Raw genomic sequence first — 14,016 nt, 5'->3', positions numbered from 1 at the left:
TTCATTCACTCATCAACAGTAGCCTTTATGACGGAATCTGTGTCATTCTCTTCAAGAGACCGGACTGGCGACGTAACGGCCCAAAGAAGTACCGCGACAGAGACAACAGCGATACCGGCTCGCGGTAGGAACGACAGTGGCCCCATCGCCTCAGATACGGGGCCGAAGACGGCCGCACCAATCCCACTGGTAAGGGTTAGTACCATGGATGCGCCTGACAGTACCGTTGCACGGCCGCCTCCGTCCAGCTGATCATTGAGATACTGGTTCATGATTGGGCTCATTACTCGAGAGAGCACTCGACGAAGATAGATGACTGGGAAAACCATCGCCGGAACGAACGCCAGCAGCCCGTAGACGGTGCCAACCAATGGAGCCAGCATCAGGAAGAACCACCGCGGGCCGAGGTGTTCTTGGATCCATCCCGTCATCGACGTTCCCGCTGTGGAAACGAGCTGGAATGACGCATACAGTGCCCCAAACCAAATCAACGGAACGCCCGCACGCTTCAATGCTGGCTGTTCAAGCCAACGAGTCATTGACAGCAGCAGGTTGAACAGAGAGATATAGACAATCAACCAGCGGACTGTTGGCCGTCCTATTTGAATCCGAAGCGTCTTGACTGCCTTTCGAACCGAAAAATTGGGCTCGAAGTCAGTACGGGTTGCTGGTAGTAGTCCTAAGAGGGGTACTCCAACTACACTAAGGACCGCATTTGCTAGGAACGGAAGTTTGGGGTTGAGCAAATACAATGGAGTTGCCGCTAGTGCGCCGAAGGCAGAGGTCAACAAAGAGGCTGTCTTGCTGCGGCCGCTGTCGCGCGCGAAATCCGCCGTTGATTTCTCCCCGTTCGATCCAGCGAGTAAGTCATAGAGCCACGCCTCTCCGGTTGCTGAGTGGAAGGCATATCCGGCACCCCAAATCGTGAATAGCCCTATGACCTGCCATGCTTTCCCGGCGAAAGCATATAGACCAAATACCACTGTTGCGATCGCGTTCCCGATAGCAAGACTTGTCCGGCGGCCATATCGATCACCGATGTAGCCCGCAGGAATCTCCATCGCGACCATTGTGAAGAGAAATGCTGCATTTGCGAGTCCAAACACCGTTTCGCTATGGCCCTGCTCAAGCAAGTAGATGTAGGCGTATGGCATCCAGAACCCGTTTGATGTCGTTGTTTGATAGACGTAATAGAGGAGGAGCGTTCGTCTTGTATCACGCATTGCATGGGTACTCGAGCATTCAGGACATCAGGTTTCTGAGAAAATAATTTTTGCAATAGAGATTATAAGAAGGAGTCACCAATAATTGGAGTCAAACCTACCGGTGAGTCCGTTGACTCGCTCTCCAAGATCGACTAGATCGCTGATTACGCTCGATTCTCGTTGGATTCAACAGTCAGGTCTACGACGGTCAGGTTGTCATCGAACTCGATGTGGCAGGTGTCACCACTAGCTCGGAAAGTAACGCGGATTCGGACCAGGCTGTCCGTGCAGAGCTGAGTGTATTCATCAGTCATTATCTGTTTAACCGCCCAATACGGACGCTCGGTGAGCGCATCGTTGCGATCGCGGAAGAACTGCTCGATAGCCTCGTGCTGGAACGCTAGCGAACCAACGCTCGTAACGATGCGCCGGTCACAGACAACGCAGTCAAAGACGGCTTGATATTTGGTATCAAAAGTGTCTCGAGTAGCGGTACTAACTCCGGGATCGACTGACCCGCCACACTCTGGGCAGAGTCCGTTGGAAGCTTGTTCAACCTGTGCTCGAGCCCAATATTCGAATGCGTTGACGAATTTACGAGGATCGCGCTTGCGGACAATAGATGGCGGAACGCCGACATTCAACACTCGATTTCCGCAGCCCTGACAGTCAATTCGAAATCGCTCACCGACGTACTCGCCTTTCAGATTGGCAATGCCACACGCATAACACTCACCTCGAACATCGAATTCCTCCAGTTCGGGCGACTCAGTGTAGGCGCCAGCATTGACTGCCCGGGCGACCCGCTTGCCTACCTCTGTGAGCAGATAGCCGTCGTCAGTCTTTCGGATGTAGTGGGGAACGAGGTTGTCTCGGTGGTAATTGAACCGTCCAGTGTCACCCACATCGACCGCTTCATACAGCTCTGAGAACGGAACTGGATTGCTTCGTCCAGCCTCGAAGAGCACACGAATGATGTCCAATCGTAATGGATCGCCAAGAAGTGAGAAGGCCGTGGCTGGGCCAAGTCGTTTGGCTTCGGTTCTGGATGGGACAGACGAATCGTCCATTGACTTTCTCGTTCGTGTTTTGAATGAAAAATATCTATCGTTGTAACTCACAAGACTGAATAGAAGTTGAGACTGACTCTCTCAATGTATCGCGAGACCCAACAATATTGTGTCGATTTTTGCGCATTTGGTTTTGCATATTCTATAATTTCTATTCTTCTGTTGTCGAAATATCGTTGCAACCTGATTCTAGCCAGAGCGTAGGAACCTCATAACAAACTGGAAAGTAATTACAATATTACTCGAGACGATGCAACGAACGAGCGCTCAGCTATCCTTCGATAGCTGGATTCCACATTTTGTTCACTTGGTTACTCCCCCATTCAATACTTGGGCGACACATCCCGGCAGAGGTAAAATTTCGAGCCTCTTCCAGCGGGTTCCGGTACTCACATCTCCGTGCCTTTGCGTCGCAGTCCGTACTGAGATCAGATGCAAGCATCGTCATATCGCCAATTCATAAAATGACGCTCAAAGATCATATCGACACCGGCTTGAAAATGACATTCGCGGCGCGTGTCGTGCGCATCGCCGCCAATGGATTGTTGATGGTTCTATTGACACAGTTCCTTCTGCGACCGGCAGAGTATGGGCTACTCTTTCTTGCACTCGCTATTCTTGGTGTATTTCAATTGTTCTGTGACTTGGGTCTCGCAAAATCAGCTGCCCGCTACGTTACCGAGTTCAAGGAAACGGATCCCACACAAATTCCGCATATTCTCCGAACTGCGCTCAAATATCGACTGCTTCTGTTCACTATCGTTGGTTTCATTTTTCTCTTGGTGCACACCCATATCGCATCGTTTTTCGACACCCCCGCCTTGACACCCTTCCTGCTGCTCGGTATTCTCTACATGGGTTTCCATTCATTTACGGCGTTCAGTAGCGTTCTCTTCCAAGGGTTCGACCGCGTTGTCTGGAGCGCCAGCACACAAACCGTCCAACACGTGTGTCGCGTTATTTTTGCTCTCATCCTTGTTCTTGGTTTTGGACTGGGTGGAATCGGCGTCCTAGTGGGATATATAATCGCTGCGGCCCTTGCTGCGGCTACTGCTTTCTTCATCCTGTATACGCGGTTTTACACCGCATTCGAGAAAGCCGAGTCTCCTGAACCGGGACTTCCCCGAAAAATCCTCGAATACAGCATCCCACTTACAGCGACTCGGAGTGCAAACGTTCTCACATACAAAGTTGACACGCTTCTTATCGGATTTTTCCTCAATCCGGTCGCTGTTGGCTACTACACTTTAGCAAAACAAATTTCGATGACAATGCTTGTTCCTGCGGGATCGCTCGGGTTCTCTATCTCGCCGACGTATGGAAAACAGAAGGCCAACGACCAACTCGAGCAGGCAGCTCGTCTGTATGAAACGACACTTCAACATACCCTCGTCCTGTATGTGCCTGCTGCAACCGGGATCATTCTTGTTGCTGAACCTGCCGTTCGCTTAATTTTCGGCCAGGAGTATCTCGGCGCCGTTCCTGTACTCCAAATCTTCAGTGCGTACATCGTCTTACGCGCCCTCAACAGCATTACGACGGACGCTCTCGACTATCTCGGACAAGCACGTTCACGGGCGATTGCTAAAATGGCCACGGCCATTGCCAACTGTGGGTTGAATGTGCTGCTCATTCCGGAGTTTGGAGTGGCAGGGGCCGCTATAGCCACCGTCGCTACATTCAGTATCTATACGCTGGCGAATCTCTATATTATGCATTGTGAGGTGTCACTTTCCATCGGCCGCCTCCTACAACCGATTAGCACTATCAGCGCGGTTACCGTTGGGATGAGTATCGCTGTCGTAATTGCCACTCAGTACATCTCCGGGATTCCCTCGCTTACAGGGGTTATTTTGCTTGGGATGGCTGTCTGGGGAGGATTGGTAACTGCGAGTGGTCTTCTCGATATCAGGACCGTAGTTTCAGCTATCTCTTGATTCATTCCCACTTATCGGGCGATGTTGGACTACCCTGATATTTATAAATACAATGTGTTCACATTGTATCCATAATTGAAACTTCGGATCGGCATCCGAGAGCTATTCTCAGTGTATCTGCGGACAACCGATACCGTGAAGCGCTAGGGACGCTGTAGAGTTCGTTACCGCCCAACTTAAGATACCGATTTCGAGCAGTCTCGATAGCTGAACTATGGTCGCAGTTCTCTACGATGGGATCGTCTCATTCGATGCGGATCTGAATATTTCCTTATCGGGGGATATTCAGGGAGTATGACGAAATACAATGGCACTTTGATATCGTGCGTGTTTTCGTACAATCGGTGCTCTAGTGACTCGAATTCGGTCTATCGCGCTGAACCTAATTCGGAAGGGAACAGAAACCCTCCACAGTTAGCGGCAGGTTGAATGAATTGACAGAGCGATCGTAGAAATAGATAAATCAGATATTTGACTCCTGAAAGAATAAATTGAGCAAAGAAGACTGCACCTATACAGTTAGTTGCGGCCTCAAGAAATGGCATCTGGTGTGTAGAGAAAACTTAATTCGTTAGTACAGGACACATAACAATTAAGCCATCAATGTATTTTGGAATATATTCATGCAATTAGCCGGCTTCAGCCTACTGGACTATAGGCACCTGTTAGAAACGGCCCTCGAACAGAATTACAACTTCTACACCGTGGCGGAGTACTTCACCGCGGACTCCATCGAATCCCCGTCGATCGTGCTCCGCCACGATGTGGATCGACGCGTCGGGAATGCGGTTGCAATGGCCGAACTCGAAACCGAACTCGGCATCGATGCAACGTACTACTTCCGGACGAGTACGTTCGAACCTTCCATCGCTAGTCGGATGGAAACAGAGGGTCACGAAGTCGGATATCATTACGAAGATTTGGCAAAAGCCCGTGGCAACGTGAACCGATCACACGCCCGGTTCGCGGCCAACCTCGAGTCGTTCCGCCAACACGTTAGTATCGAAACTATCTGTTCACATGGGAGTCCGCTTTCCCCCCATCTGAATACGGATATGTGGAAGGATGCCCGGACGCCAGCCGATTACGACCTTCTTGGGAAAGCGTACGATATCGAGGCCGCTGCCGATGGGTCCGATGATCGGGTGTACTTCTCCGATACTGGCCGAGACTGGAATGCATCCGTTCCTGGTATCGGTGCAATCCATGAAACTGATGACGTAATTCGTGCACTCGAATCCGGTGACTGTTCTGCTGTCTATCTGCTTGCACATCCCAGTCGGTGGTCGACATCTCACTTCCAACGCGTCGAGCGACCGAGCTGGGACCTCGCCGCGGAAACCGGTAAAGCACTGGTGGGCGGTGTTCACGCCATTCAACAGACAGGTGGCCACGTCGCCGAGCAAACGCGTATTGTCCAAGCGCTCCGTACGCTCGCGGGCACCGGCACTCCCCGGAGTGAGCGCGAATGAGCAAAAACACGCCAATGACGACACGTCGTGCAGTTCTCCGGAACGGCATGGCCGTCGCCAGTGCCACACTCGTTGCTGGGTCACCTGCTACGGCCGCCAAAACGAACGGCAAGCTCGTATTCACCTACGACGACGGTCCCATCAAGGACTTCACGCACACGTATCAGAAAGCCCACCGCAAAGAAGGCGTTCCTGGCTGTTCAGCCGTTCCGGCGGCCAGTGTCGGGCAGAACGAGAAGCTCAGTGCCGCTCAGCTCCGAACTCTCGAGGACGCAGGCTGGGAAATCATGTCTCACTCAGCTCGGCACCGTGCCTTGGGGGACATCGAGATTACGCGTGATATCGACCCAGCTGATCAGAAACTCTACGTGAAGACGAATGTTCATGGGAAGATTCCGGACGATACGCTCATCGTCAGCGATGGATCCGAATCAACGACCGTCACGGTTGCAGGGAACGGTTCCGATGATCACGGGGAATTCGTAAAACTCGATTCACCGGTCGGGCAGGCGTTTACCGCCAGCGATGGTGTCACTGAACGCTACACCGACGATATACTACGGTATGCACTTGGCGAGTCGAGACAGCAACTCGAACAACACGGTGTTACGGTCACAAATATCGTCATGCCGTATGGAGGGTACGGGAAACGAACTCAGGAACTCGCCGGAGAGTACTACACCGCGGTTGCGAACGGGGGGCTCGCAATCGGTGGACGAGCCCAAATCCATCAGGCGAACACGATCCAGCTACCCCACCTTTCGAGAGCGATGTTCCGCCAAGGAGAAATGACGGAGGCGGAGCTCGGAACGTTCCTTGACAAAGTAGCTACCGCTGATACACTCGGCATTCTGGGAGGGCACAGTTGGTGGCAAGAACGGCTCCCGCCAAGCCGAATCCGAATGGCGATCCAGATGGCAAAAGACCGAAACATCGATATCGTCACACTGCGCGATGCACTTACTGACCTTGGACTGACCAACTCTTCGAGAGCGTCAACCACTGATATATCGCAGACGAGCAGTAGTGGAGGTGGCATCAATAAGACACAACCAGACGATAGTTTCGCGTCTGGCGAAGACGATGGGTCGACCGCTCAAGCTACAACGACGGAAACGAATCAACCTGGGTTCGAAGGGATTGCAGCACTTGTCGGTATTGGGAGTGCAGCTGCGCTTAGACGACGCCTGAACGAATAAGCACCAGAGAGACCCTTCGGAGCTCCCAATCCTTCTGATGACCACATTCAGTAGTGCTATCTTCCCTCTGACATGAACACGACATCTACTCAACAAGGGGTCGGAGAGCCGAAAGCAGATCGGACACATGACGGAGTTAATCAACGCTCTGGGCCTTGATTCATTGTCGCCCGGTGAGTGGCTGATTGATTTCCCCGCCGACCTTGACGACATTTAGGACCCTCTGACGCTTTGGCCCTCCCTCTGTTTCTCATTCTCCGTTTTTCGAACCGTACAGGAACTCGTGGAGGTTAGTAGATGATACTACCTTGGATGTATCCCCGTTCAATCTAGCTGGCAATTCTTCACGGTGGGTTCTCGCGAAGTATCTGGTATGCTCCGTGAGACGGTTCTCTTCGATGCGCTCTAGAGCGTGGTTGCTATCGTGGTTGAAACACAAGACGAGAGTGATGCAGGGTCTTGCGACGCGAATGTCCAAAAATGAGTCCTCACTGGAATCACCACCGAATATGCAGGGCTGTAATATTTGAATAGATTGTTACTCACCACACGTTTTGTCTTCATCTGGTGCCAGGAACTCTAATTCAACAATTGCTCGAGACGGAGCAGTACCATCGCCTCTCTTCCATTGTTCGAACCCGCCAACCAGCGACGGACTTTTTAGCGCCTTTTGCGTCGGCCACTGTTTCACTGGTAGCTGAAAGACGAATTGATCACCGTCAACGCTTGAGGTGGGGTACCAACTAGTGTTCGTGGTTGGCGAAACCAGCTGCGTATCGGCGATCAGTGTCGCGATGAAATGCGTTGAATAGTCGGTTGTCCGAAGCAGATGCCGCGTTGTCTCCGGAAGCGCACTCCAGTTAATTCATTGTTGGACGTCCTGCTTTGCTGTGAACACTGCCGCATGGAGTGACACCGCATCAGTCGAGGAAGACGTATTGGTGAGTGGCTGCTCATCGAGAGACATATGCGAACCGCGGCTGAACGTCGGTCCTTCAGTTGCACCGAGTGAAAGATTCGCACAGCCGCTTAGTGAAGATATTCCGAGCGCTGCTGCTCCAGTGAGAACTGCACGGCGAGATCTATCCGTATATGTCACAATTTTAATTAGATATCAAGTGGCATAAGCTTTGTTCTCAATGGCCTGTTTGATGATTTCATACCTTAGAAACGAAAATACCGACTAGGGACTCTTCGCCAATTGCTGAGGGGTCGAAGGAGCCGATACAGCTGATTGATGGGCTCTTCATCGGTACGTAGGTCACGTTTACTGTCGTTTGAAATTATTAGCAGAAGTGGATCACTCCTGTTACCATCGAATCAACCTGTACGCGGTTCATGATGCGTATTGACCAGCTCTATAACGTTCGATTTCGGCATCCCCTCGATTACGTTTATATTTACAGAAAGTATAGGTCAGGCTATGTTCCGTGGTCTTCTGGCTCGGCTCACTGCCCACATTAAGCAACATAGTGCTGCCGATGACGAAGAGGGGGAAAATAGTCGATTCATCCCCTCTGTCCTTGATTTTTCTGTACGATACTCACATGGAGGAAGCAATCCCGGAGGAGACCGTGAGATAGCCCAAATCCAAGAAGAAGCTCAGAGGCTCTCAGAATACCATCGCAAGAAATGAAGCAGAATTCCTATTGCTACCGGTAAAGTCTCCTTGTCTCGTAGGGTGCGACTGCCAGTAACCACTAGGCCGTTGACGATGTGATCGAAATTGGTCAAATTTGCGCGCTTTACTACAAACATGCAAAACCAACGGCCGAAAACCAGCGAAACTGCCGAGATCAGTCGATTCAAAAACTCGATAGCACTATTCCCGGCTACTATATTTACCCATTGCGTGGGATTCTGTTGACTCCATTCTGAACAGGACGAGGGCAACCAGACAGACCTTGAACGAATGAGTGTCGGTCATTGCCACGTCTGGTCAAAAAAGCTAATTCTCCCCCGACCTAGCTGGCATCATGTCGCTTGAAATTACCTGCTATGTTGACACACCGGGACTACCGGTCGTCCCCACAGCAGTAGCCGTCCCTTCAACGACCGTCGAACTCGACCGGGTCCTCATCGTTGGCGACGACCCGCCAGCCCTCGTGCTCTGGATTGATCGGACGCCGGACGAACTGGCGACTCTGGACCCTGAATCAGTTACTCAACAAACTATACCGCTCGAGCGTGGCCGTTGGTTATTCGTCAGCGTCGTTCAACCGTTTGTGGACCTCCATCATCGAGAGCGTTTTTCCTACCTCCGACTGCTGATCCCCAGTAGCGAAGGATAACACAGTTATTGGTGGTGAGCGCGAGCTACGAATGGAATAGTGTACTCACGTTAGGAGAGCAAACTCCCAATTATCCAGGCGAGTGTAATGAGCACGAACCAGGCGAGTAATTGGAAGAACAGGAATGCTCGCAGTCGGAATTTGGATCGTCTTTGTTCCATGTCAACATACCTAACGCATAACTGGAACTTAGTTATAGAATCTCAGCCCGATCTGCATCGAAAGTAGGGCTGTCCTAATGGGCCATCGTAAGCTCGCAACTATGTGCTCACAGAGGAGTGGTTCATCCCTTTGCTTGCTATCGATTCTGTATCGTCCTGAAATGTATCGTGGATCGTCATCGATGGCAAGACGATTGTCTACGGATGCATCCTTTCGAATGGGTTGGTTGCTGCGCCTACTTTGAGTGGTTTCCGTTTAATAGCACGTTCCACGGATGTGACGCCAAATAGAGTCTGGTTGGACATCCCATAGCATTGTTTTAAAATTTCTTCTCCTGCCGAGCTTCTGGCGATTGTAGGTCAAGCCGCAGTAAACGTCACCAGTGATGATAGCCGAATTGAAATCCGCATCTTTACTCATCGCGTCGGGAGCCGTCAGTGGAGATAGATGCGATGGAAGTCGCCAGTCACACCATCGACGATGTACATAAGAGACGTTTTGTCCGATGTAGTACAGTCGACGAGATGGAAAGGACGATAGATCCGACGGTCCTCAACGGGGTGAAGGTCGGGTGGAGAGCCAACGCGTAACTCTTTCCGTACGAGTTCGAGGAGATAGTATCGTGCGATTCGTTGTGCGTCTTCGATCTCGTCTGTAACCGGCACGATCAGGTCTGCATCGACGACTTTGTCGGTCGTCTTCGGAGCCTCTTCGATGAACACCTCCTTGCCATTGCAGAGATCAACACCACAGTAAACGCGGTCGGTGAACTCATCGAGGAACGCCTCTGCGTGAAGATCGAATCCAAAGACGCGATATGGATAATAGACGAGCCTGTCAGCGGTTGTTTCAGCCATATCTGTATCCGACTTTAGCAGCGACTGCTCTGCCTCTTCTGCGGAGACGGCCGTGTCAAATACCGTAATTGACTGTTGGGTATGCATGCCAGCCATCGTTTTGGTTAGCTGTCTGTCGGTTGGACATCGATCGTCGAGGTGTCTGACGGTCGTGATGTGGACGAATCAGCAGCGAGGTGCTCACCGATAGCACGAGCTTCGGGAGCGAGCGATCGCGCTGACTGTTGGACTGTACCTGATGGTGCGGTGCCGGATCGGCGAACACGCTGCACGATAGCGACTGCGTCCCCTGTCGGTGGCTTTGTCAGCAGCGAGACAGTGACGAGCAGGAATGCCGAGACGATGAGTCCTGCGAAGAACGGATGGATAGCGGTAGTGGTTTGTAGATCTTGGGATGTCCAGACGATGTTCGTGGATGCACCACCGACCATCCCGGCAAGTGCACCCTTCCAATTCGCTCGATCCCAATACACACCAGCGACGTTCGGAATGAGAAATGCAGTTCCCAAGCCACCGAAGGCGAAAATGACGAGTTCGAAGATACCTGGTGGCTGAACGGCAGCGACGATGATTCCGATGATTCCGATTACGAGAACAAGGAGTCGCGACCAGATAAACATCTGATCGTCGGTAAGGTTGTCGTTGCCGAACCGTTGAATGACGTCTCGAGCGAGAATCGACCCCGCCATGATGAGAAGTGAATCGGCAGTGCTCATGACTGCAGCCATGAGTGCAGCCAGAATCACTGCGGCAGCGATTCCTGGGAGGAGTGAAAGTGCAAGGCGAGGAATTGCCATCTCAGGGTCATCGAGATTCGGGAGGAGGACAATGGCAACGAGTCCGAGAATGTACGGTTGGTAGACGAAGAAGGTATTGTAGAAGACGTTCCAGATTGTTGCATTCTTTGCGGTGTCTGGATTATCCATGCTGAGATGGCGGACGACTGCATGCGGAAGCCCCATGTATCCGATCGCATAGATGAGCACAGCACCAGCAACGACGCCCCACTCACCGACGTGTTCAAGGCCTTTCCCCCAGATCGAAAGGTAAGTCGGATCCGTTGTAGCGATCTCAGCGAAGAGAGCACTGATCCCGCCTACTTCGAGTATCGCCGCGACCAGGATGATGTTGATGCCGACGGCCATGACGATTGCCTGGAAGGCGTCCGTCCAGGCGACGGCAAGGTAACCACCAACGAAAGTGTACAAGATAATGATTCCCGCACCAATGAGAAGACCATAGATAAACGGCAGTCCGCTAATGGATTCGATTGCTTTGCCCGCTGCGATAAATTGGGCGAAGACGTATGCAGCGAGGAAAACGATCGAGATAGTCGCGCCAGCGATTCTGATACTGGGGTGGGGATAGCGGTCTTCGAGCCATTCGATTGGTGTGAGTGAGCCGAGTGCTTCGGTAATTCGCCGGAGGTTTCGGCCGAGGACGGCGAGGTTGACAAGGCCACCACCGAAGTCGCCAGCAGCGTACCAGAGCGCCCAAAGTCCTTGTTTGAATGCGAGTGCAGGGCCGCCCATGAACATGAAACCACTCATGGAAGTTGCTTGAAGTGTGAGTGCTGTGACGCCGCTTCCGATCGTGCGGCCGCCGAGTAAATAGTCGCTCAAGTCGTCTAGTTTTTTGCTAGCGAGATAACCGAAGATGAGGAGTCCAAGGAGGTAGACGACAAAGGGGACGATGAGTACCCAATTCATACGCTATCGGCCTCGTTTTGTCGTGCAGTTTGTTCGTCGTTTCGTTTCATGCGGTAGAGTGAAATAAGAGCAACACACCACCAGAAGGGTATCCAGCCAAAGAGAAGGATCGCTGGTTTGAGGCCAAGCCCGGGAATCATTTGATCTCACCTCGGCCTAGATTGTTTCCCCATTTCCTCCGTCTGTGAAGTACATTATTTAAATATGGCGTGTAATTGGTGTACATTTTCCCTATTATGTTAAGTAGTACCATGCCAAATAAGGCTTTGCATCCCTCAAAGTATCATATAAAGCAATACGAAATATAGAATAAAAATTCGATCCTCACTTTCGAGAGAGTGATTGGGGGATATTGGTGACCGCATTGCCCAGATTTACCGGCTTCGTGCAAAGAGTGTGTTCTAGCACAGAATCGTAGTTATGGGGATCTATAGGCTTGTTACGAAAAATCTAGCTGAGGTTATTGCCCAAAATATATGGTTTCGGTGATGGTGACTGATGTGCTACTCATCCTGCTTGGAGGCACTTTTAATTCGTAATCCGATCTCCAAGCAGTCACGAAAGACATTGCAATCGACGAACGGGGGTGGAATCGAACCACCGGGGCCACGAAGTGGCCGCCACCGACATCAAGTCGATGGTGCTTCTACCAACAAGCAACCCGTTCTTGGTAAACGGTGCGTGGTGTATGGTATAACCACGCATGGATGTTGGGCATCAGACACGGCGTTTGTTTTTGACGATGCTCGAGCGTCGCATGACATGGTGACCTGACTAGTGTAGTGCGACGCTCGCAGTTTTTCTAATGCGTGTTTCGGGTATTGTTATGTGGTGCTTGACGATGGAGAAAGGACCACTAGAACAGACCGATCTATGCAGTTGTCTCAACTGTCGGAGCCAATCCTGAACCATCGTGTAGCAGAGAATTACATGCTGAAAACCTTCAATAGCTCTGAACTCGCCTCTTGATCCATGGGAAAGTTAGTAGCGATTACGACAGATAACAAGGAGATAGAGTGTCACAATATAAAAGAAGGGGATAACGGTTTACAGCTGCGTAACGAGGAAAATGAGATTGTCGGATATATCCCCTACGATCGTCTCCGCTACGTAGAAAGGACGTAAGTGAGTCTCTGACCGATCCCCGAAGGACATTCTTGCCGAGGATCTCCCGACAAACTCGAATACTTACGAAAGGTCATCTGTAGTCGCCGAAACTGTACTCTCAGTGTGTGTTTGACGGCCTTTACCTGTTGGTAACGCGCAGGTCGTTTATCCCAGTCCTCACGAACCGCCTACCTATTCTGCGATCTGAATCGTTCGCAGTACCGTTTCGTGTCGAAGGTGTCCGTCTAACGAGCGACCGGTCGAGTTGAATGTACCTATTCGCGCTACTCGCATACGTCCCATGTGAGTGCAAGCGGAATCTCGTTGTTGCAGGGCCGTAGAAAGCGACTATAAAAGGGACGAAAACGGTAGTTTAGGGTTGGTGATCGACAATCGATATTTATTTTTGCTGGAGTTTTATGTCCCCACGCATCGATTGGGGGTGGTATTCGCAGTAGTATTGGGTCATCTTTTTCGAGGCGGTGAAGGTCGTACTCACCGTTTTTCCTTTCTCTTCGGCATCTTCGCTTTTGACGACCGGTTTGTCCTCTTTGTTGACGATGTAGAGTTCGTGTTCTTTGCCGTCCAGATTCTCCCACGTGAGCGTGTACTTCTGCCCGGGTTTGAGCGTCAGCGTCGGGTTTTTCTTGCCTTTGATGGACTTTGGGGCACGGCCTTTCCAACCACTTTGCTCCGCCCCTAAGCGGATCTCCTTTCCTTTTTTCTTATTCTTCGAACCGCCCTCTTGTTTGCCATCATCACTGCCGGGTAAACTGCCAGTACAGCCAGCAAGAGCTGTCGTTGTGAGGGCACTGCCCGTGAGCTTGAGTGCGGTGCGTCGGCTGGTGCGGGGTTGGTCGGTCATGGGTGGAACGAAAGCTACCAGCGGAAGCATTAGATAGGTTTTGGCCACTATATGAAATTGTGAAATAAAATTAACGAACTCGTGTTAGTACAGTCTGCATTTGCACCCAGATAAGCAGGGTGATTGATACATAGAGGTATCG

Annotated in this window: 9 protein-coding genes; 4 read left to right on the top strand and 5 right to left on the bottom strand. The window is 51.3% G+C overall.

The genetic code is table 11. The annotated features are described in order from the left end of the window. Positions 1-5: 5 nt before the first annotated feature. Both OOF89_RS21580 and OOF89_RS21575 read right to left on the bottom strand, forming a co-directional pair. Positions 6-1,223, bottom strand: coding sequence for an MFS transporter (locus tag OOF89_RS21580; RefSeq protein ID WP_266081917.1), 1,218 nt, complete (start codon positions 1,221-1,223; stop codon positions 6-8). Between the two features lie 146 nt (positions 1,224-1,369). After that, positions 1,370-2,275, bottom strand: coding sequence for a DUF7351 domain-containing protein (locus OOF89_RS21575; protein WP_266081915.1), 906 nt, complete (start codon positions 2,273-2,275; stop codon positions 1,370-1,372). A 464-nt stretch (positions 2,276-2,739) separates the two neighbouring features. Here OOF89_RS21575 and OOF89_RS21570 point away from each other — a divergent pair, with 464 nt between their 5' ends. From OOF89_RS21570 to OOF89_RS21555, 4 genes are all read left to right on the top strand, one after another. Beyond that, the gene (locus tag OOF89_RS21570; protein WP_266081913.1) at positions 2,740-4,212 is read left to right on the top strand and encodes a flippase; all 1,473 of its coding nucleotides are present in this window, start codon (positions 2,740-2,742) and stop codon (positions 4,210-4,212) included. A 623-nt stretch (positions 4,213-4,835) separates the two neighbouring features. Continuing rightward, the gene (locus tag OOF89_RS21565; RefSeq protein WP_266081911.1) at positions 4,836-5,684 is read left to right on the top strand and encodes a hypothetical protein; all 849 of its coding nucleotides are present in this window, start codon (positions 4,836-4,838) and stop codon (positions 5,682-5,684) included. Then, positions 5,681-6,883, top strand: coding sequence for a polysaccharide deacetylase family protein (locus OOF89_RS21560; RefSeq protein ID WP_266081909.1), 1,203 nt, complete (start codon positions 5,681-5,683; stop codon positions 6,881-6,883). The genes OOF89_RS21565 and OOF89_RS21560 overlap by 4 nt, the downstream gene beginning before the upstream one ends. A gap of 1,976 nt (positions 6,884-8,859) precedes the next feature. Beyond that, positions 8,860-9,174, top strand: a complete 315-nt coding sequence (locus OOF89_RS21555) for a hypothetical protein (protein WP_266081907.1) — start codon at positions 8,860-8,862, stop codon at positions 9,172-9,174. A 596-nt stretch (positions 9,175-9,770) separates the two neighbouring features. Here the strand turns inward: OOF89_RS21555 and OOF89_RS21550 are convergent. From OOF89_RS21550 to OOF89_RS21540, 3 genes are all read right to left on the bottom strand, one after another. Beyond that, the gene (locus OOF89_RS21550; protein WP_266081905.1) at positions 9,771-10,289 is read right to left on the bottom strand and encodes a hypothetical protein; all 519 of its coding nucleotides are present in this window, start codon (positions 10,287-10,289) and stop codon (positions 9,771-9,773) included. A gap of 8 nt (positions 10,290-10,297) precedes the next feature. Then, positions 10,298-11,902, bottom strand: coding sequence for a sodium/proline symporter (locus OOF89_RS21545; protein WP_266081903.1), 1,605 nt, complete (start codon positions 11,900-11,902; stop codon positions 10,298-10,300). Between the two features lie 1,507 nt (positions 11,903-13,409). Further along, on the bottom strand, positions 13,410-13,874 hold the full coding sequence (locus tag OOF89_RS21540; protein WP_266081901.1) for a cupredoxin domain-containing protein: 465 nt from the start codon (positions 13,872-13,874) through the stop codon (positions 13,410-13,412). Positions 13,875-14,016: the final 142 nt, after the last annotated feature.

The organism is Haladaptatus caseinilyticus, from assembly GCF_026248685.1.
GTDB lineage: Archaea > Halobacteriota > Halobacteria > Halobacteriales > Haladaptataceae > Haladaptatus > Haladaptatus caseinilyticus.
This window is presented reverse-complemented; position numbering and strand designations above follow the sequence as displayed.

Bases quoted from the DNA above. Each gene is read 5' to 3' on its own strand.
- OOF89_RS21570 (WP_266081913.1), top strand. From the start codon at position 2,740: ATGACGCTCAAAGATCATATCGACACCGGCTTGAAAATGACATTCGCG.
- OOF89_RS21550 (WP_266081905.1), bottom strand. From the start codon at position 10,289: ATGGCTGGCATGCATACCCAACAGTCAATTACGGTATTTGACACGGCC.
- OOF89_RS21545 (WP_266081903.1), bottom strand. From the start codon at position 11,902: ATGAATTGGGTACTCATCGTCCCCTTTGTCGTCTACCTCCTTGGACTC.
- OOF89_RS21540 (WP_266081901.1), bottom strand. From the start codon at position 13,874: ATGACCGACCAACCCCGCACCAGCCGACGCACCGCACTCAAGCTCACG.
- OOF89_RS21560 (WP_266081909.1), top strand. From the start codon at position 5,681: ATGAGCAAAAACACGCCAATGACGACACGTCGTGCAGTTCTCCGGAAC.
- OOF89_RS21555 (WP_266081907.1), top strand. From the start codon at position 8,860: ATGTCGCTTGAAATTACCTGCTATGTTGACACACCGGGACTACCGGTC.
- OOF89_RS21575 (WP_266081915.1), bottom strand. From the start codon at position 2,275: ATGGACGATTCGTCTGTCCCATCCAGAACCGAAGCCAAACGACTTGGC.
- OOF89_RS21580 (WP_266081917.1), bottom strand. From the start codon at position 1,223: ATGCGTGATACAAGACGAACGCTCCTCCTCTATTACGTCTATCAAACA.
- OOF89_RS21565 (WP_266081911.1), top strand. From the start codon at position 4,836: ATGCAATTAGCCGGCTTCAGCCTACTGGACTATAGGCACCTGTTAGAA.